General features: G+C 67.8%; 21 protein-coding genes. 14 read left to right on the top strand and 7 right to left on the bottom strand.

The window, feature by feature from the left end; genetic code table 11:
- Positions 1 to 437: 437 nt before the first annotated feature.
- From DIZ26_RS12780 to DIZ26_RS12805, 6 genes are all read right to left on the bottom strand, one after another.
- Positions 438 to 818 carry a nuclear transport factor 2 family protein gene (locus tag DIZ26_RS12780; RefSeq protein ID WP_112241142.1) on the bottom strand — a complete coding sequence of 127 codons (381 nt, stop codon included), beginning with the start codon at positions 816 to 818 and terminating at the stop codon, positions 438 to 440.
- Between the two features lie 108 nt (positions 819 to 926).
- Positions 927 to 1,226: a DUF6458 family protein gene (locus tag DIZ26_RS12785; protein WP_112240705.1), complete on the bottom strand. Its 300-nt coding sequence runs from the start codon at positions 1,224 to 1,226 to the stop codon at positions 927 to 929.
- Between the two features lie 104 nt (positions 1,227 to 1,330).
- On the bottom strand, positions 1,331 to 2,248 hold the full coding sequence (locus DIZ26_RS12790; RefSeq protein ID WP_157979693.1) for a neutral zinc metallopeptidase: 918 nt from the start codon (positions 2,246 to 2,248) through the stop codon (positions 1,331 to 1,333).
- Between the two features lie 9 nt (positions 2,249 to 2,257).
- Positions 2,258 to 3,214, bottom strand: coding sequence for a phosphotransferase enzyme family protein (locus DIZ26_RS12795; protein WP_112240709.1), 957 nt, complete (start codon positions 3,212 to 3,214; stop codon positions 2,258 to 2,260).
- A 3-nt stretch (positions 3,215 to 3,217) separates the two neighbouring features.
- Positions 3,218 to 4,381, bottom strand: coding sequence for an acyl-CoA dehydrogenase family protein (locus DIZ26_RS12800; protein ID WP_112240711.1), 1,164 nt, complete (start codon positions 4,379 to 4,381; stop codon positions 3,218 to 3,220).
- Positions 4,382 to 4,453: 72 nt separating this feature from the next.
- Positions 4,454 to 5,032, bottom strand: coding sequence for a DUF1707 SHOCT-like domain-containing protein (locus DIZ26_RS12805; protein WP_112240713.1), 579 nt, complete (start codon positions 5,030 to 5,032; stop codon positions 4,454 to 4,456).
- A 97-nt stretch (positions 5,033 to 5,129) separates the two neighbouring features.
- Between DIZ26_RS12805 and dxr the strand changes: the two genes are divergently transcribed.
- From dxr to DIZ26_RS12835, 6 genes are all read left to right on the top strand, one after another.
- Positions 5,130 to 6,362: a 1-deoxy-D-xylulose-5-phosphate reductoisomerase gene (gene dxr / locus DIZ26_RS12810; protein WP_198676059.1), complete on the top strand. Its 1,233-nt coding sequence runs from the start codon at positions 5,130 to 5,132 to the stop codon at positions 6,360 to 6,362.
- Positions 6,359 to 7,669 carry a M50 family metallopeptidase gene (locus DIZ26_RS12815; RefSeq protein WP_112240715.1) on the top strand — a complete coding sequence of 437 codons (1,311 nt, stop codon included), beginning with the start codon at positions 6,359 to 6,361 and terminating at the stop codon, positions 7,667 to 7,669. Before dxr ends, DIZ26_RS12815 begins: the two co-directional genes overlap by 4 nt.
- Positions 7,670 to 7,706: 37 nt before the next feature.
- On the top strand, positions 7,707 to 8,858 hold the full coding sequence (ispG, locus tag DIZ26_RS12820; protein WP_112240717.1) for a flavodoxin-dependent (E)-4-hydroxy-3-methylbut-2-enyl-diphosphate synthase: 1,152 nt from the start codon (positions 7,707 to 7,709) through the stop codon (positions 8,856 to 8,858).
- A gap of 678 nt (positions 8,859 to 9,536) precedes the next feature.
- Positions 9,537 to 9,791, top strand: coding sequence for a DUF2191 domain-containing protein (locus DIZ26_RS12825; protein WP_112240719.1), 255 nt, complete (start codon positions 9,537 to 9,539; stop codon positions 9,789 to 9,791).
- A complete protein-coding gene (locus DIZ26_RS12830; protein WP_112240721.1) occupies positions 9,788 to 10,210 on the top strand; it encodes a PIN domain nuclease in 423 nt (140 codons plus the stop codon). Before DIZ26_RS12825 ends, DIZ26_RS12830 begins: the two co-directional genes overlap by 4 nt.
- Positions 10,211 to 10,227: 17 nt before the next feature.
- On the top strand, positions 10,228 to 10,797 hold the full coding sequence (locus DIZ26_RS12835; RefSeq protein WP_112240726.1) for a nucleosidase: 570 nt from the start codon (positions 10,228 to 10,230) through the stop codon (positions 10,795 to 10,797).
- Here the strand turns inward: DIZ26_RS12835 and DIZ26_RS12840 are convergent.
- Complete coding sequence (locus tag DIZ26_RS12840) at positions 10,744 to 11,256, bottom strand: NUDIX domain-containing protein (RefSeq protein ID WP_112240728.1); 513 nt, start codon at positions 11,254 to 11,256, stop codon at positions 10,744 to 10,746. The genes DIZ26_RS12835 and DIZ26_RS12840 overlap by 54 nt on opposite strands.
- Positions 11,257 to 11,321: 65 nt before the next feature.
- Between DIZ26_RS12840 and DIZ26_RS12845 the strand changes: the two genes are divergently transcribed.
- From DIZ26_RS12845 to DIZ26_RS12880, 8 genes are all read left to right on the top strand, one after another.
- On the top strand, positions 11,322 to 11,690 hold the full coding sequence (locus tag DIZ26_RS12845; RefSeq protein ID WP_112240729.1) for a MerR family transcriptional regulator: 369 nt from the start codon (positions 11,322 to 11,324) through the stop codon (positions 11,688 to 11,690).
- Complete coding sequence (trxA, locus tag DIZ26_RS12850; protein WP_112240731.1) at positions 11,687 to 12,022, top strand: thioredoxin; 336 nt, start codon at positions 11,687 to 11,689, stop codon at positions 12,020 to 12,022. Before DIZ26_RS12845 ends, trxA begins: the two co-directional genes overlap by 4 nt.
- Positions 12,023 to 12,111: 89 nt before the next feature.
- Positions 12,112 to 12,276 (top strand): ribbon-helix-helix domain-containing protein, encoded by a 165-nt coding sequence (locus tag DIZ26_RS12855; protein ID WP_112240733.1) that lies wholly within the window; start codon positions 12,112 to 12,114, stop codon positions 12,274 to 12,276.
- Positions 12,273 to 12,950: a VOC family protein gene (locus DIZ26_RS12860; protein ID WP_112240735.1), complete on the top strand. Its 678-nt coding sequence runs from the start codon at positions 12,273 to 12,275 to the stop codon at positions 12,948 to 12,950. The genes DIZ26_RS12855 and DIZ26_RS12860 overlap by 4 nt, the downstream gene beginning before the upstream one ends.
- An 8-nt stretch (positions 12,951 to 12,958) precedes the next feature.
- On the top strand, positions 12,959 to 14,203 hold the full coding sequence (locus DIZ26_RS12865) for an MFS transporter (protein ID WP_157979694.1): 1,245 nt from the start codon (positions 12,959 to 12,961) through the stop codon (positions 14,201 to 14,203).
- Between the two features lie 28 nt (positions 14,204 to 14,231).
- Positions 14,232 to 15,056, top strand: coding sequence for a GNAT family N-acetyltransferase (locus tag DIZ26_RS12870; RefSeq protein WP_112240739.1), 825 nt, complete (start codon positions 14,232 to 14,234; stop codon positions 15,054 to 15,056).
- A gap of 85 nt (positions 15,057 to 15,141) precedes the next feature.
- Positions 15,142 to 16,503 (top strand): M14 family zinc carboxypeptidase, encoded by a 1,362-nt coding sequence (locus DIZ26_RS12875; protein WP_112240741.1) that lies wholly within the window; start codon positions 15,142 to 15,144, stop codon positions 16,501 to 16,503.
- 9 nt (positions 16,504 to 16,512) lie between these two features.
- Positions 16,513 to 16,884, top strand: coding sequence for a DoxX family protein (locus DIZ26_RS12880; protein WP_112240743.1), 372 nt, complete (start codon positions 16,513 to 16,515; stop codon positions 16,882 to 16,884).
- The last annotated feature ends 91 nt before the right edge of the window (positions 16,885 to 16,975 follow it).

Below are 16,975 nucleotides of genomic sequence, written 5' to 3' on the forward strand. Positions count from 1 at the left end.
CGTACGGTGTGCGTCGTACCGGCGACCGGCCTCGGCGCGTACGGCGTGCGTCGTACCGGCACCCGCCTCAGCCCTGTACGACGTGCGTCGCGCCGGCGACCGGCCTCAGCTCGTACGGCGTGCGTCGTACCGGCGACTGGCCTCAGCGCGTGCGGGGTGCGTCGTACCGGCGACCGGCCTCAGCGCGTGCGGGGTGCGTCGCGCCGGCGACCGGCCTCAGCCCCGTACGACGTGCGTCGCGCCGGCGACTGGCCTCGGCGCGTGCGGGGTGCGTCGTACCGGCGACTGGCCTCGGCGCGTGCGGGGTGCGTCGTACCGGCGACTGGCCTCGGCGCGTGCGGGGTGCGTCGTACCGGCGACCGGCCTCGGCGCGTGTGGCGTGCGTTGCGCCGCGGCCCGCCCCGGCCGGTGCGGCGTATCGGCTGGTTCCTCCTGCGTTAGTGAGGTTCGGCGTACTTTGTGCGCCAGTCCGGCGGTTCGAAGGGGGAGCCGTAGATGCGGGTCTCGCGGGCGATCCGGCCGGTGTCGAACTCGACGATGTTCGCGACGTAGTACACGTCGCCGCCGTAGTCCGACCGGCCGAGGACGACGAAGTGGTCGCCCGCGCCGACTATGCGCTGGATCTCGATCGCCGGCGGGTTCGGGTACTCCTGCTGCATCGACCGCATCGTGTCCCGCCCGACGATCCGCTCGCCGGACTGCGGCAACTCCAGCACGTACCCCTCGGTGCGCAGTTCGTGCTCGGCCTCGGCGGACAGCGCGAGCTGCCCGTCCATCGGCCACAACCGCTCCAGCAGTTCTCGATTGCGATCGGTCATCTCCGCCACCCCTTTCGGCCCCGTTGCCGATTCTCAGTGTGCTCCGGATTGCTTCAGCCAGACTTAAAGCCGATCGCACAGGAGGGGTAGTTGGAGATTCAGCCGGTACTACGCCTGCTCGGGGGAGTGGCCGGGTTGGTACTCGACCGGGGTGACGTCGATCTGTTCCTCGATGACGTACTCGTGCGGAGTCGTGTCGTACTGCTCCTCGATCCCCGGCTTGATCAGCGTGATCTCTTCCTGCTCCCGTTGGTTCGCGACCCGGTAGGAGAACCAGAGCCCGGCGGCTCCGCCGAGCATGATGACGATGCCGACCACGCTCAGGTCCACCGGTCCGGAGCCGTCCCGGACAGCGAAGGCGAGGATCGCGCCGGCCGCCATCAGCAGGATCCCGAAGTTGATTCGCATCCTTGCTCCCTACCCCGGCAGGGCGGCACCGATCAGAAGTGACTAATTGTTGACCCTTACTCACTCTCAGTACCCAATCAAACGCTTGTCAAGCACCCACCTGTTCAGGCGATGGCCGCCGGAGCAGCGGTGAACGTGTTGCACGACGCCGGACTGGCGGACGTCAGGCCACGGCGGGACCAGCGGCTGTGGCTGGTCTTGTTGCCGTGCGAGCGTTCTGGGTTCCATTCGTCGCCGCGGTGGGCGACCGTCCAGAGCCACTTCTTCAGCCAGGCACCGGTGGCGGGGAAGTACCGACGGTCGGCGGCGAGGTAGACGCCACTGAAACAGGAGGCCTGCAGTTCCAGCCGCCTGCTCTCGGTCAGCCTCGCGTCGGTGCCGTTGGCATAGTTCGCCCGGGTGTCCGACGCGGCCATGATCCCGGTCAAGCGCTGGATGTGGTGTCCGTATTCGTGCGCGATCAGGAACGCCATCGTCGTCCGCGTCCAGAGCCGGTCGTAGCGGCGCTGGTTCGTCAGGTCGAAGTCAGCCCGCATCGAGATGACACCGTTGCAGTAGGCACCTGAGTCGGTGATCGCGCACTGCGTCCGGACCTGCCCGGGCGCGAGGACCTCCAGCCGGGGAGACCAGAAGGTGAAGCCCGCCTTGCGGATGACGGGTGCCCACGCCCGATCCAGGCAACGGATGGATTCGGTGTAGTAGGCCTTGACCTGAGCGACCGACGTCGGCCTGGCGGACGGCTCCTTGCAATGCGATGCCGGCAACTGACCGACTCGATAGAGGGGGTTCTGCATCACCGCCCGATTCGAGGCGGCGAGCGGCTGCTCAGCTGGAGTCGTAGTAGCGGTGGCTCCAGGACTGACCGCTGCTGACGGAGTGGCCGTAGGTGTGGGCGTAGCCCTCGCCACGGTCCACGTCGCGTCGGTAGTTCCAGTACGACGGAGCGCCACCGCACCACCGCCCACAAGGAGAGCCAGAACAGCGCCCGCCCCGACCAACTTCATCCCCAGCCGTCCAGTCACCCGCAGAACCTACCCCGCCAAAGGTGCCCGGATAAGCCCAAGAAGCCGATCGAGGTGACGCCATTGCTCCGCACCCCAAACCTCCAGCCCCTCGCGAGCATCGGCGACCGCTGCAGCGCTCAGGTCAGGGTCGGCCAGCACGACCACGCGGGCGGTGAAATCGTTCAACGCCCGCCTCAGCAGGAAGAACGCGAACAACTCCAACCGCAGCGGCCGGATCGGATAAACCTCGAGCACAGTCAGGAACGCACTGGCGTCCATCGGCTGTACGCCGTGCAGCAGCAAGGACAGGTCGTACTCCGGCGGCGCGAGCCGCATGTCGTCCCAGTCGAGCACGCTGACGTGTCCATCGCCGTCGACCAGCATGTTGTTGCCGTAGAGGTCGGTATGACTGACGACGAAGCGACTCGGCACGGCACGCGCCGCAGCCTGCAACTCGTCCAGGCGATCCAGCTGAGCCGCCAACTCGGTCTCGTACGGCCGGAGCACCTCGCCGCCGTAGTACGGGCGGAGTTGCTCGCGCGTTTTCATCTCGAACTCCTCGCGGAACGGCAGCTCGAGCGGGATCGAATGCAGCTGCCCGACCGTCCTGCCGATCTCCCTCAGCACAGAGCGCGGCCAGACCGGCCAGTCCGGCAGGATCTCCCCGATGAGGAACGGGAACAACGCGATCACACCCGTGGGGACCTCTACCCACAGTTCATCCGTCTTCGTCGCCAACGGATAGGGCACCCGCAGCCCATGCGCGTGCAGCTCCTGCACGAAAGGCAGCCGCTCCAACGCGCCGGTCGCTCGCTCGCGATCAGGCCAGAGCTTGAGGAAGTACTGCGAACCGTCGGCCCACACCGAGTAGCCCGCGGTGGCCCAACCGACCGGGACGTATTCCAGCGACGAGACCGTGAGGCCGTAGTACTGGAGGACGGCGTCGGTCAGCGTGCTCCGGTCGACCGGCGGTTCGACGAGCACGGGTCAGCGGAAGGCGGCCTGGCCGGTGAGGGCTTGGCCAATCACTAGTTGGTGGACTTCGGAGGTGCCTTCGTAGGTGAGGACGGATTCGAGGTTGTTGGCGTGCCGCATGATCGGGTACTCGCCGCTGATGCCGTTGGCGGCGAGGATCGTGCGGCATTCGCGGGCGATGGCGATCGCCTCGCGGACGTTGTTGAGCTTGCCGACGCTGACCTGCTCCGGTCGCAGCGAGCCCTTCTCCTTCAGCCGGCCGAGGTGGACCGCGAGCAGGATGCCCTTGTTCAGCTCGACGCTCATGTCGGCGAACTTCGCCTGCGTGAGCTGGTACGCCGACAGCGGCTTGTCGAACACCTGCCGCTCGGCCGCGTAGTCCAGCGCCGACTCCAGACAGTCCCGCGCCGCCCCCATCGCACCGAAGATGATCCCGAACCGCGCCTCGTTCAGGCACCCGAGCGGTCCCGACAACCCGCGCGCCTCCGGCAACATCGCGGACGCAGGCAGCCGCACATCCTCCAGCACCAACTCGGACGTCACCGACGCCCGCAGCGACAGCTTCCGCGTGATCTCCGGCGCCGAGAATCCAGGCGTGGAAGTCGGTACGACGAAGCCGCGCACCCCGTCCTCTGCGCGCGCCCAGACCACTGCGACGTCGGCCACCGACCCGTTGGTGATCCACATCTTCGAGCCGTTCAGCACCCAGTCGTCCCCGTCACGCCGGGCGTTGGTCCGCATGCCCGCCGGGTTCGACCCGAAGTCCGGCTCGGTCAGCCCGAAGCAGCCGATCGCCTCGCCGGCCGCCATCCGCGGCAGCCACTCACTCTTCTGCTCCTCGCTGCCGTACTTCCAGATCGCGTACATCGCGAGCGACCCCTGCACCGACACCAGCGACCGCATCCCCGAATCCGCGGCCTCGATCTCCAGGCACGCCAGCCCATAGGCGACCGGCCCGACACCGGCACACCCGTACCCCGTCAGGTGCATCCCCAGAAACCCGAGCGACCCGAGCTCCTTGGCCAGCTCGCGGGCGGGAATCGTCGCCGACTCGAACCACTCGGGCAGCTGCGGCCGCAGGCGTTCGTCGGCGAACCTGCGCGCAGTGGCCCGGATGTCGAGCTCTTCGGAGGTCAGCAGCGAGTCGACGTCGACGAGATCCAGCGAAACGGTCATGACGTCACGCTAGCCGCATCCAGGCCGGCCGTGCTTTCAGATATCCACAAGCCCGTGTGGCACTGCTCACCGCTACTTGCGGTACCAGGGCCACCACCAGCGACGCTTGCGCGGATGCCGTACGACGATGCTCCCGTGGCGCGCCTCGCCGGTCACGCGCAGCCGTACGCCGCCGGGCGCCGGCGCACCGGCCTTGTTGGACGCTGTGCCGTGCACCATGTCGATCTCGTCCATGGTGATGCTCCAGCCCGCCGGCACGATCATCACCACCGAGCTGTGCTTGATCCGCGCGTCCACGTGAATCTCCCGCCACCGGACCACCGCGTCGGTGAAGTCCAGCCGGATCGAGGAGTGTTCGCCGACCGCGACCACCCGCTCGGGCACCTGCCAGGCACCCTCGCGCTTCTGCGCGCTGTGCTTCCCGCGAATCACCAGCTCGGCGGAGTTGCTGCCGTGCGGGAGCGGGACCAGGTCGGCGGTCGCCGTCCGTAGCTCCAGCTGGGTCTTGGCGGAGTAGATCTGGGTCAGCCGCTCGTCCAGTTCCTGGAAATCGAGCCGGCCGTCGCTGTGGGCTTCCTGCACCACCGAGGCGGCCTGTTCGCGGTCGTGGTCAGAGGCCCGATGCTCGGGCGGCGGCTGCTCCAAACTCATGGGAGCAAAGGTAGCGCCGCCACCGGGCCTTCGCAGTACGGCGAATCGCCACAACCGCAGTACGGCGAATCGCCGCGATCACCGCTTACCTGGGACAATGACCGACGTGAATCCGCGTACCGTCGTCATCCTCGGCTCGACCGGCTCGGTCGGGACCCAGGCACTCGAGCTGATCGGCCGCAACCGCGACAGGTTCCGGGTGCTGGCCATCTCGGCCGGCGGTGACAACGTCGGGTTGCTCGCCCAGCAGGCGCTGGAGTTCGAGGTCGAGGTGGTCGGCGTCGCGAAGGCGACGGTCGCCCAGGACCTCCAGTTGGCCTTCTACGCCGAGGCGCAGCGCCGCGGTTACGCGCAGGGCGACTTCCGGATCCCCAAGATTCTCACCGGGCCGGACGCCTCCACCGAGCTCGCCGGGATGGCGTGTGACGTCGTACTGAACGGCATCACCGGCTCGGTCGGGCTGCGACCGACACTGGCCGCACTGGACGCTGGTACGACGTTGGCGCTCGCCAACAAGGAATCGCTGGTCATCGGCGGTCCGCTCGTCGTCAAGCGAGTCAAGCCGGGGCAGATCGTGCCGGTGGACTCCGAGCACAGCGCGATCGCCCAGTGTCTACGCAGTGGTACAGCCGACGAGGTACGCCGGTTGTTGGTGACCGCGAGCGGAGGGCCGTTCCGCGGTCGGTCGCGGGCCGAGATGGCCGACGTCACACCGGAGCAGGCGCTCAACCATCCGACCTGGGACATGGGGCCGGTGATCACGATCAACTCGGCGAACCTGGTCAACAAAGGCCTGGAGGTGATCGAGGCCCACCTGCTCTATGGGCTCCCGATGGACCGGATCGACGTGGTGGTGCACCCGCAGTCGATCGTGCACTCGATGGTCGAGTTCATCGACGGCTCCACCGTCGTCCAGGCCTCACCGCCCGATATGCGGTTGCCGATCGCCCTCGCACTCGGCTGGCCCGACCGGATTCCGGACGCCGCGCCGTCGTGCGACTGGACCACCGCGGCCAGTTGGGAGTTCGAGCCGCTCGACGACGAGGCATTCCCGGCGGTGCAACTGGCCCGGGAAGCGGGGGAGCGCGGCGGTACGGCGCCCGCAGTACTGAATGCCGCCAACGAGGTCTGTGTGGAGGCGTTCCGCGAGGGGCGGCTGCCGTTCCTGGGGATCGTCGACACCGTGGCCCGGATTGTGACCGAACACGACGTACCCTCGTACGAGGAACTATCCATCGACGACGTGCTCGCCGCGGACACCTGGGCGCGGACCAGGGCCCGTGAACTGACCGCCGCCACCGACCAGCGCCAGGAGATCACACAGGCATGAGCGCACTCCTCACCCTCATCGGGATCGTGCTGTTCGTCGTCGGCATCCTGGCGTCGGTCGCCCTGCACGAGATGGGCCACATGCTGCCCGCGAAGGCGTTCGGCATGAAGGTGACCCAGTTCTTCGTCGGCTTCGGCCGGACGGTCTGGTCCACCAAGCGCGGCGAGACGGAGTACGGCTTCAAACTGATCCCCGCCGGTGGGTACGTCCGCATCATCGGGATGATGCCGCCCGCGAAGGGGCAGGATCCTACGAAGGTGCGGAAGGCGAACACGGGCCCGATCCAGTCGATGGTGGAGAACGCGCGCTCCGCGGAGTACGAGACGATCGCGCCCGAGGACGACGGCCGGCTGTTCTACCAGAAGGTGTGGTGGAAGAAGCTGATCGTGATGGCGTCCGGGCCGCTGGTGAACGTGCTGATCGCGTTCTTCCTGTTCGCCGGGCTGTTCATGTTCTACGGCGCCAATGTCGCGCAGACCACGGTCTCCACCGTGACCGACTGTGTGGTCCCCGCCTCGCAGGCCTCGGCGGATCGCAAGTGTCAGCCGGGCGACAAGGTGTCGCCGGCCAAGACCGCCGGCTTCCAGGTCGGCGACAAGATCGTGTCCTTCAACGGTACGGCGATCAAGAGCTGGGACGACCTCACCCCGCTGATCCGCGCGAACACCGACAAGCCGGCCACGATCGTTGTCGAGCGCAACGGTCAGCAGACCACCTTGCACACCAGCACGATTCTCAACCAGGTCGTCGACAAGGCCGGCTCCGACAGGATCGTCTCGGTCGGCTTCCTCGGGGTGTCGCCGGAGATGAAGGTGGAGCGGCAGAACTTCGGTTTCGTCGTCGACAAGATGGGCGAGCTGAGCGTCGCGACCGTGAAGGCGCTCGGGCACTTCCCGTCGAAGCTGGTCGGCGTCGCGAAGTCGATCGTCGGCGGCGACCGGGACGCCGACAGCCCGATGAGCGTCGTCGGTGCGAGCCGGGTCGCCGGTGAGGTTGCCTCGAACAACCAGTTGACCGGTGGCGAGCGGATCGCCTTCCTGGTCTCGCTGCTCGCCTCGCTGAACCTCTTCCTCGCGCTCTTCAACTTCATCCCGCTGCTGCCCCTGGACGGCGGCCACATGGTCGGCGCCATCTGGGAAGGCATCCGGCGCGGGTTCGCCAAGCTGTTCCACCGGCCGGACCCGGGGTACGTCGATGTCGCCAAGCTGCTGCCGATCGCCTACGTCGCGGCCAGTTTCATCGTGGTGATGGGCGTGCTGCTAGTCATCGCCGACATCGTCAACCCGATCAAGCTGTTCAACGGATGATCCCGCAACCGACAATTTCTCAACGGACAAAGGACAAATGAGTATCTCCCTGGGCATGCCCGCGCTGCCGCCGCCCACCCTCGCCCCGCGCCGCAAGACCCGCCAGATCAAGGTCGGCAAGGTGCTGGTCGGTGGCGACGCGCCGGTGTCGGTGCAGTCGATGACGACGACGCTCACCTCGGACGTCAACACCACGCTGCAGCAGATCGCCGAGCTGACCGCGGCCGGTTGCGACATCGTCCGGGTCGCCTGCCCGTCGCAGGACGACGCCGACGCGCTGCCGGAGATCGCCAGGCACTCGCAGATCCCGGTGATCGCGGACATCCACTTCCAGCCCAAGTACGTGTTCGCGGCGATCGAGGCCGGCTGCGCCGCCGTCCGGGTGAACCCGGGCAACATCCGCAAGTTCGACGACCAGGTCAAGGAGATCGCGGCCGCCGCGAAGGACCACGGCACCTCGATCCGGATCGGCGTCAACGCCGGCTCGCTCGACCCGCGGCTGCTGCAGAAGTACGGCCGGGCGACGCCCGAGGCGCTGGTCGAGTCGGCCGTCTGGGAGGCGTCGCTGTTCGAGGAGCACGACTTCCACGACTTCAAGATCTCGGTCAAGCACAACGACCCGGTCGTGATGGTGCGCGCCTACGAGTTGCTCTCCGAGGCGGGGGACTGGCCGCTGCACCTCGGCGTGACCGAGGCAGGCCCGGCGTTCCAGGGCACGATCAAGTCGGCCGTTGCCTTCGGTGCGCTGCTGTCGAAGGGGATCGGCGACACCATCCGCGTCTCGCTGTCCGCGCCGCCGGTCGAGGAGGTCAAGGTCGGCCTGCAGATCCTGCAGTCGCTGAACCTGCGCGAGCGCAAGCTCGAGATCGTCTCCTGCCCGTCCTGCGGGCGCGCCCAGGTCGACGTCTACACCCTGGCCGAGCAGGTCACCGCCGGCCTGGAGGGCATGGAGGTCCCGCTCCGCGTCGCCGTGATGGGCTGCGTCGTGAACGGCCCCGGCGAGGCCCGCGAGGCCGACCTCGGTGTTGCCTCCGGCAACGGCAAGGGCCAGATCTTCGTCAAGGGCGAGGTCATCAAAACCGTCCCCGAGTCGAAGATCGTCGAGACGTTGATCGAAGAGGCGCTGCGCATCGCCGAAGAAATGGGCGAGTCCGCAGCCAGCGGCGAGCCCACAGTCACAGTCAGCTAGTACTACGCCCGCCCACGCCCGCTCCTACGTCGCGGGCTCCCACCCCGGGGACGCCTGCTCCTACGTCGCGGGCTCCCACCCCGGGGACGCCTGCTCCTACGTCGCGGGCTCCCACCCCGGGGACGCCTGCTCCTACGTCGCGGGCTCCCACCCCGGGGACGCCTGCTCCTGCGTCGCGGCTGAGGCGGTGGTGCGGGTGGGTGGTCGGCGTTGCAGCCCGCCCACGCTGGCTCCTGCGTCGCGTGCTCCCACCCTGAACGCGGCTCCTGCGTCGCGTGCTCCCACCCTGAACGCGGCTCCTGCGTCGCGACTGCGGCGGTGGCACGGGTTGGTTGGGTGCGAGGTTGCAGCCCGCCCACGCTTGCTCCTGCGCAAACTCCTAGGCCATCAGCTCGCGCCTGCGTCGCGGACTCCTGTCCCAGACGCTGCTCCTACGTTGCGGCTGGGATTGCGGTACGGGCAGTGCCAACATCCGAGCGCCGCACTCCACAGCAGCGCCCCGACCACCCGGACCGCCGTGCGTCGGCAGGCGGACAACGCCTGGGCCCTTTCCTCCGCCAGGTTGATATGGAACAACCGCCGCGCAGTGGTTGGTGCCGTGCGCGACCTTTACTTGGTGCTATCTAGCTCATCAGTTTGGTGCGTCCGAAGAGGTGACTCTGGTGTAAGCTTGCGTTCATGACACGCATCTCGGTGGACGTCAACGACGAGTGGCTTGATGCCGCCCGGGAGGAACTCGGCACTGAGACCAAGGTGGCGACCATCAACGCTGCCCTCGAGCAGTTCGCGCTGAAGAAGCGCGCGCGGGAGATTGCGGAGATCTTCGCTTCCGTGCCGATGGACTTCTCCGGCTCGGAGACCGCGTGGCGGTACGGCGGCGGTCGCGATCTGGAGGGCTTGGCTGATCGCGCGCGAGAGAATCGCAGCGCATGATGACCGGCCAGGCGTACCTGGCGGACACTTCGGTCTTCGTCTACCAGGGGCGCTCGCCTGAGGTGCAGCGGAGGTTCCAGGCTCTCCTGATCGAAGGTCGCCTCGCCGCATGTCAGATGACCGCCTTGGAGTATTTGAACAACGCTCCCGATCCGCGGCGTTATGAGCTCCTTTGGAGTGCGGTGCACGGGCAGCGGTGGATCGACGTGACGACCGAGGCGATGGATCGGGCGCTGGTGGTGCATCGGGAACTTGCTCGGTTGAGTCAGCATCGCCACTTCGCGTTGCCGGACCTGATCATTGCCGCCACGGCGGAACTGGCCGGGCTTACCGTCCTGCATTACGACGACGACTACGACCGGATTGCCAAGGTCACCGGACAGCCGACGGAGTGGGTCGTTCCGAAGGGGTCGCTTTGAGCTACTAGCCTTGGCTGGTGACCCGATATCTGGTGGTTAGTGCGATTGCGGGGGAAGCGAAGTATGTGCCGAAAGGCATCTCCGTTGTGCTGACTGGTGTGGGGAAGACGGCGGCTGCGGTGGCGACCGCCAAGGCTCTGGCGGCAAGGGACACCGCCGAGCTCGTGGTGTTGAACATCGGGACCACGGGTGCGTTGCGCGACGGGATGTCAGGGCTTTACCTGCCGAGCGAGGTGATCAACCACGACATCAACGCCGATGCGGTGCGGGCGATCGGGCTTGATCCGCAGGAGTCGTTGACGATCGGCGGCGGCGACGGGACGGTGCTCGCGTCGGGCGACGTGTTCGTGACCGACCCCGCAGTACGGGATCGGTTGGCCGAGCGGGCGGACCTGGTCGACATGGAGGGCTATGGCGTCGCGTTCGCCTGCCGTGAGTACGGCGTACCGGTGCGGCTGGTGAAGCACGTGTCGGACACTGCCGACGAAGCTGCGATGGATTGGCCGGCGTTGGTGGACACGAGCGCCAAGGTGCTAGGCGACTGGGTTCGAGCTCAAGTGGGAGAGGACCTGGGTCTCGCGCGGTAGCCACCGCTGTACGCCGATGCCGCTCTCCGCGACCGCCTCGTTCGCGGCGAGCGCGTCGGCGACACTGACCCATTCAGGAGTCAGTTCCAGCTCGCTCTCGTAGTCCTCGAGCGCCTGCGAACCACCGGTCACCCCGCCTGAGCAGTAGAAGTAGTGCGAGGTCATCTTGAAGACCGCGTACTCCGGTTCAGCCGCCCGCAGATACTCCACAGTCAGTCCGACTGCCAGCCCGACCTCCACCTCGCGCAGCCCACACTCCTCGACGAACTCACGCTGCAGCGCCGCGGTCATCGTCTCGCCGCTCTCCACTCCACCGCCCGGGAACTTGTAGTCGCCGTGCCGCGAGCGGAGCAGCAGCAACTGCGAGCCGCGGAAGAGCACGCCGCGCACGGCGACCCGTTCGAGCGTGGGCGCGGTCAGGTCGAGGCCGGAATCGTGGACGAACTTGCCGAGATACATGCCCGCTATTCTGGCTTGACCTTGACCCCAAGGGCAGGGTTTAGCGTCGGTGTCGAGGAGGCGGGATGCACATCAGCGATCTGGCGGCCGAGGCCGGCGTGACGGTCAAGGCGGTCCGGTACTACGAATCGCAGGGGCTGCTCAAGCCCGGCCGCGAACCCAACGGGTACCGGACCTACCGTGCCGAGGACGTCGCGGTGGTCCGCGAGGTCAAGGCGTTGCTGTCGCTCGGGCTGACCGCGGAACAGACCTACCCGTTCATCGAGTGCCTGCGGGCCGGAAACGACCGGGCGGACGTCTGCCCGGCGTCGCTGACGGCGTACCGGACCCGGATCGCCGAGGTGGACCGGCGGATCGCCGAACTGACCGAGCTGCGGGCCAGGCTGACCGACCTCCTTGCCGATGCCGAGAGCTGGAGGACAAGGGCACCATGACGGATCTGCAGATAGTCGACACCACGAACTTCGACCAGGTGGTGCTGGCGGGAGACAAGCCGGTACTGGTCGACTTCTGGGCGCAATGGTGCCCGCCGTGCCACCAGATCGTGCCGATCCTGGCTCAGATCGCGGTCGAGCGGAAGGACCAGCTCACGGTGGTGAAGCTGAACTCCGACGAGAACCCGGAGATCTCCTCGCGGTACCGGGTGATGGCGCTGCCGACGCTGATGCTGTTCCACCGCGGCGAGCTGATCTGGTCGGTCGTCGGCGCCCGCCCGAAGGCCAAACTCCTGAAGGAACTCGACGACGCGCTCCTGGCCGCCGTCTGAAGCTGCCGTCGGACCCAGTGAAGGCGTGACACCCGGACGGTGTCACGCCTTCTTGTTTGGTAGCTACCTAGAATGCTAGCATCCTAGACATGAGTGCAGAGGCTGCCAAGAAGGCGCAGTTCAACGTGTATCTGCCGCCGGAGCTGATCCGGCGGGTGAAGCACAAGGCCATCGACGACGGGGTGAGTCTGTCGGCGCTGGTCGAGCAGGCGCTGGCCGACTACCTGGACAAGCATGGGGAGGCACGCGGATGAACGACATCCTGATCCGTCCGTTGAGGTTCAGCGCCGACTTGGCGGCGATGTGGGAGTTCCTGGAGTTGCTGGGCCTGCGGTCGCGGATCGAGTCGGAGCGCGGCGGCTGGGTGGACATGATCGGCGGCCGGGGGATGGTCGCCCTGCACGACTCGGCGGCCTCCGCGATGGGTGCCGCCCCAGGTCACACGACGCTGTCGTTCGAGGCCGACGACATCGACGATTTGAAGGACCGGCTGATCGCCGCGGGGTACGAGGACGCCACCATCTGGGACGAGGCGTACGGGCGGGTGCTCTCGGTGACCCCGTCCGGCGGCGTACAGATCTGGTTCGACGAGCGCGCCGAGGATCTCTACGGTTACAAGGTCCACGACGGCGCCCCGGATCCGCGATGGTCGGTGAAGCCCCGGCTCACCGGAGCCGACGAGGCCGAGTGGGAGCGGTTCCTGGCGGTGCTCGGCGGTGGTCAGTCCGTGTACTACGGGTCGCCCGCCGACGCCTTCGCCGTACGGATCGATTTGGACACGACCGAGGAGCTCGGGGCGGTCGCCGAGCGGGTGGCGGGTGGCGGGTACGAAGTACGGCGGGAAGCGGACCGTCTCATCGTTGCGGATCCGGACGGGCAGACCGTCGTGGTGCACGGGTTGACTTCAAGTGGGCTCGAGGCCCGATGATCACCGACATGCCGCTCCGACTGCGCGACGATCCAGACTTCCGGCGGTACTGGCTGGCGCGCTCGTCGTCGTTGACCGGGTCGATGGTGACCGCGATCGCGCTGCCGGTGCTGGTCTACCGGCTGAGCGGATCGCCGTTCCTCACCGCGCTGGTCACCGCGTTGGAGGCTGCGCCGTACCTGCTGGTCGGGTTGTTCGCCGGGGCTCTCGCGGACCGATGGAACCGGCGCCGGGTGATGGTGTCGGCCGATCTGATCAACACGGTGGTGATCGGTTCGGTCCCGCTCGCGTACCTGGCCGGGGTCCTCACCGTCGCGCAGGTGCTGGTGGTGGGGTTCATCGTCCAGACGGTGTTCACGTTCTTCGACGGCGCCAACTTCGGCGCACTGCCGGTGCTGGTCGGGCGAGAGCGGGTGGCGCAGGCGAACGCGGCGGTGTGGACGGCGTCGAGTTTGATCGAGCTGTTCGTCCCACCGCTGGCTGCCGTTCTGCTGGCCGTGATGAATCCGGCCAGCCTGCTCAGCATCGACGCGTTGAGCTTCGCGGCGTCGGCTGTCGCGATCGGAGGCATCGTCCGGGCGATGTCCGAGCCACGGACCGGACAGCGGCCGTTGCGGCCGCGGGTGGTGTTCGCGGACATCGCCGAAGGGCTGCGCTTCCTGTTCCGGCACGCCGGGGTGCGGACGATGACGATCGTCGGCAGCCTGCAGTCGTTCGCCGGCGGCGGGTTCATGGCGCTGATGGTGGTGTGGTGCGACCGCGTGCTGCACGTCGGTACGTCGGGGATCCGGTTCGGCCTCGTCTACGGGACGTGGGGGATCGGCGGACTGATCGCGGCGCTCGGGCTGCCCAGGCTGTTGAAGCGGATGCCGCCGGCCGCCGTCACGCTCTATGCCATCCCGGTGTCGGCCGCACTCGGGATCGTCAGTCCGCTGATGCCGAACTGGGAACTGGCCGCGATCGCCTTGCTGGTCTGGGGTTCGGCGTACGTGCTGGTGATCGTCAACGCGGTCTCCTACCGGCAGCAGGTGACGCCGGAGCAGCTGCTCGGCCGGGTGAACACGGCCGGCCGGATGTTGTCCTGGGGAGTCGGCTGGACCGGCGGCTCGGTCGTCGGTGGCGTGCTCGGCAGCTGGCTCGGGATCCGGTCCGGGATGGTGCTGATGGGCGTCGGCGGCGTGGTGGCCGTCGTGGTCGCCTGGACCTCTCCGTTGCGGCGAATCGCGGCGGCGCACGACCCGTTGCACGCCTGAACGGCGGGAATCCGCTAGGTTCTGCCCCGTGGGCGTACGGGTACTGGGTCCTCGCGACCTCTCAGCAGCGAGGGCCGTCATCGCCCGCGATCCGGTCGTGAACGTCTTCGTGGACAGTCTGGTGCAGACGTCCGGACTCGATCCGCGCCGCGGCGCGGAGGTCTGGGGGTACGTCGAGAAGGGCGTGCTCGAGGCGCTCTGCCATGCCGGCGGCAACATGGTCCCGGTCGGCGCCGGCGAGGCCGCGCTCCGGGCGTTCGCCGCCTATGCCTTGCGGCGTGGACGCAACTGCTTCCAGATCCTCGGCCCGGCCCGCGCGGTCGAGGTGTTGTGGGAAGCGCTCGAACCGCACTGGGGGCCGGCTCGCGAGGTCCGCGACGACCAGCCGTTCATGGTGATCGACGGGCCGCCGGTGATCACCCCCGATCCGCTGGTCCGCGCGGTGGAGCCGGTCGAGTTGCCGATCCTCTATCCGGCCTGCGTGGCGATGTACACCGAAGAGGTCGGCGTACCGCCGCAGACCGGGCCGGACGGCACCTTCTACCGGTCCCGGGTGGCCGAGTTGATCCGGACCGGCCGGGCGTTCGCGCGGATCGAGGACGGCAAGGTGGTCTTCAAGGCCGAGATCGGGTCCGTCGGAACCGGTGTCTGCCAGATCCAGGGGGTCTGGGTCGACCCCGAGCGGCGCGGCGAAGGGCTGGCCGCGCCGGGTATGGCCGCCGTGGTGGAACTCGCCCGGCAGCTCACCCCGGTCGTGACGCTGTACGTGAACGCCTTCAACACCCCGGCACGAGCGGCGTACGAACGAGTCGGCTTCCGGACCGTGGAGACCTTCGCGACGATCCTGTTCTGAGCTTGAGCGCTCACTGTGATGGTGTGGTGACTGCTGGTGGGGTTTGCTGTTCGGGCGCCGCCCCGCCCAGCGGAAGGAAACACCCATGCGAAGAATCGCCACGTCCTTGGCCGGCCTGGCCGCAGTCGCCCTTGCGGTCGCCGGGTTCGCCCCTGGCAGTGCGGCCGCGCCAGCGCATGAACCGGTGGCCCAGGTCGACAGCGCCCCGGCGTACTACACGCTGAAGCTCCCAGCCGGGCTGACCATCGCCCAGCTCGTCCGTGACGGCTACGACATCAGTCACGGCCACGGCACTCGCCCGATCGTGGTCGCGACCCCTGTGGAAGCCAAGAGCTTGCGCGACCGAGGCGTACTGCTCGGCAAGAGCGGCAGCGTCTACCAGCCGCTGGTACGCGGCGCCGGCACCACCAGTACGACGTACTACGGCGGCTACCACAACGTGCTCGGCCATGAGCAGCACAATGCCGCAGTGGCCGCCGCGCATCCGGACCTGGTGAAGCTGTACGACATCGGGGACTCGTGGCAGAAGGCGAAAGGGCAAGGTGGGCACGACATCCAGGCCTTGTGCATCACCAAGCTGACCACCGGCGACTGTGCGCTGAACAGTACGGGGAAGAAGCCGAAGTTCGTCCTGCACGCCCAGATCCACGCGCGCGAACTGGCGACCGGCGAACTCGCGTATCGCTGGATCGACCTGCTCGTGACGTCGTACGGCAAGGACCCGGCGATCACGTCGCTGGTCGACTCGCGGGAGCTCTGGGTGATCCCGATGGCGAACCCGGACGGCGTCGACGTGGTCGCCTCGTCGCCGTCGCAACCGGTGCTGCAGCGAAAGAACGTGGACAGTACGACGGGTGACTGCCCAGCCGGCGATGCCGGGGTGGACCTGAACCGCAACTCCAGCTTCCAATGGGACGTCCACGAGGGCCGGCCGTGCGAAGAGACGTACCCGGGCACGAAGGCGGTGTCCGAGCCCGAGACGATCGCGATCCAGGGGTTGCTGGACAAGATCTTCCGCGACACCAAGGGCGACGTCGATCAGCCGGCCGCGGCCGGGACGACCGGGGTGTTCCTGACCCTGCACAGCTTCGGGAACGACATCCTCGCGCCGTACGGGTACACCAACACCGACGCGCCGGACAAGACCGCCTTGGTTGCCTTGGGCAAGAAGCTGAGCGGGTTCAACGGCTACCCGGTGAGCACCGGCGACGGCGGCGTCGGGTACTTCGCGCCGGGTGCCACCGACGACTGGCTCTACGGCACCCGCGGCGTCCCGTCGTACACCTTCGAGGTCGGCCCCGACTCGGGCTCCTGCGGCGGCTTCTTCCCGGCGTACTCCTGCTTGGACTCCACCTTCTGGCCCAAGAACAAGGGCGCCTTCCTGTACGCCGCCCAGGCCGCCGCCTCGCCGTACCGGACCCTACCTGCGAGTAACCCGGTCGGCTAGGGTGCTCGCATGAGGCGTCGCAGCAGGAGTACGACCGGGTTGGCTGTGTTGTTCGGGGTGTCGGGCGTGATGCACTTCGTTCGGCCGGAGCCGTTCGAGCGGATCGTGCCGCGCGGGTTGCCGCGGAAGAGGGAACTGGTTTACGCCTCCGGGGTGGCCGAGTTGGCCTGTGCCGCCGGGCTCGTGCACCCGCGCACTCGGCGGACGGCCGGGTTGCTCAGTGCCGCGTTGCTGGTGGCTGTTTTTCCAGCGAATGTGCAGATGGCGGTGGATCTGAACAAGGTGGGTACGCCGCGGGCGCGGGCGATCGGGTTCGGCCGGCTGCCGTTGCAGCTGCCGTTGATCCGGGCCGCTCTGAAGGCGTCGCGCGAAGGCCGCTGAGACGGAGCCGCCGGCGGTGCCTGTGGAAAACTGGTGAGAGGACCGGCCGCGGGCGGATATCCTCTTTGCCGTCAGTAGTTGTATTCCATTT

Origin of the sequence: Kribbella monticola (assembly GCF_003261635.1) — a bacterium.
GTDB classification, from domain to species: domain Bacteria; phylum Actinomycetota; class Actinomycetes; order Propionibacteriales; family Kribbellaceae; genus Kribbella; species Kribbella monticola.

Coding starts and splice junctions, on each gene's coding strand:
- DIZ26_RS12840 (WP_112240728.1), bottom strand. CDS start 11,256: ATGTATCTCGGCAAGTTCGTCCACGATTCCGGCCTCGACCTGACCGCG.
- DIZ26_RS12875 (WP_112240741.1), top strand. CDS start 15,142: ATGCGAAGAATCGCCACGTCCTTGGCCGGCCTGGCCGCAGTCGCCCTT.
- DIZ26_RS12815 (WP_112240715.1), top strand. CDS start 6,359: ATGAGCGCACTCCTCACCCTCATCGGGATCGTGCTGTTCGTCGTCGGC.
- DIZ26_RS12830 (WP_112240721.1), top strand. CDS start 9,788: ATGATGACCGGCCAGGCGTACCTGGCGGACACTTCGGTCTTCGTCTAC.
- DIZ26_RS12860 (WP_112240735.1), top strand. CDS start 12,273: ATGAACGACATCCTGATCCGTCCGTTGAGGTTCAGCGCCGACTTGGCG.
- DIZ26_RS12865 (WP_157979694.1), top strand. CDS start 12,959: ATGCCGCTCCGACTGCGCGACGATCCAGACTTCCGGCGGTACTGGCTG.
- DIZ26_RS12780 (WP_112241142.1), bottom strand. CDS start 818: ATGACCGATCGCAATCGAGAACTGCTGGAGCGGTTGTGGCCGATGGAC.
- dxr (WP_198676059.1), top strand. CDS start 5,130: ATGACCGACGTGAATCCGCGTACCGTCGTCATCCTCGGCTCGACCGGC.
- DIZ26_RS12800 (WP_112240711.1), bottom strand. CDS start 4,381: ATGACCGTTTCGCTGGATCTCGTCGACGTCGACTCGCTGCTGACCTCC.
- DIZ26_RS12805 (WP_112240713.1), bottom strand. CDS start 5,032: ATGAGTTTGGAGCAGCCGCCGCCCGAGCATCGGGCCTCTGACCACGAC.
- DIZ26_RS12880 (WP_112240743.1), top strand. CDS start 16,513: ATGAGGCGTCGCAGCAGGAGTACGACCGGGTTGGCTGTGTTGTTCGGG.
- DIZ26_RS12845 (WP_112240729.1), top strand. CDS start 11,322: ATGCACATCAGCGATCTGGCGGCCGAGGCCGGCGTGACGGTCAAGGCG.
- ispG (WP_112240717.1), top strand. CDS start 7,707: ATGAGTATCTCCCTGGGCATGCCCGCGCTGCCGCCGCCCACCCTCGCC.
- DIZ26_RS12825 (WP_112240719.1), top strand. CDS start 9,537: ATGACACGCATCTCGGTGGACGTCAACGACGAGTGGCTTGATGCCGCC.
- DIZ26_RS12785 (WP_112240705.1), bottom strand. CDS start 1,226: ATGCGAATCAACTTCGGGATCCTGCTGATGGCGGCCGGCGCGATCCTC.
- trxA (WP_112240731.1), top strand. CDS start 11,687: ATGACGGATCTGCAGATAGTCGACACCACGAACTTCGACCAGGTGGTG.
- DIZ26_RS12855 (WP_112240733.1), top strand. CDS start 12,112: ATGAGTGCAGAGGCTGCCAAGAAGGCGCAGTTCAACGTGTATCTGCCG.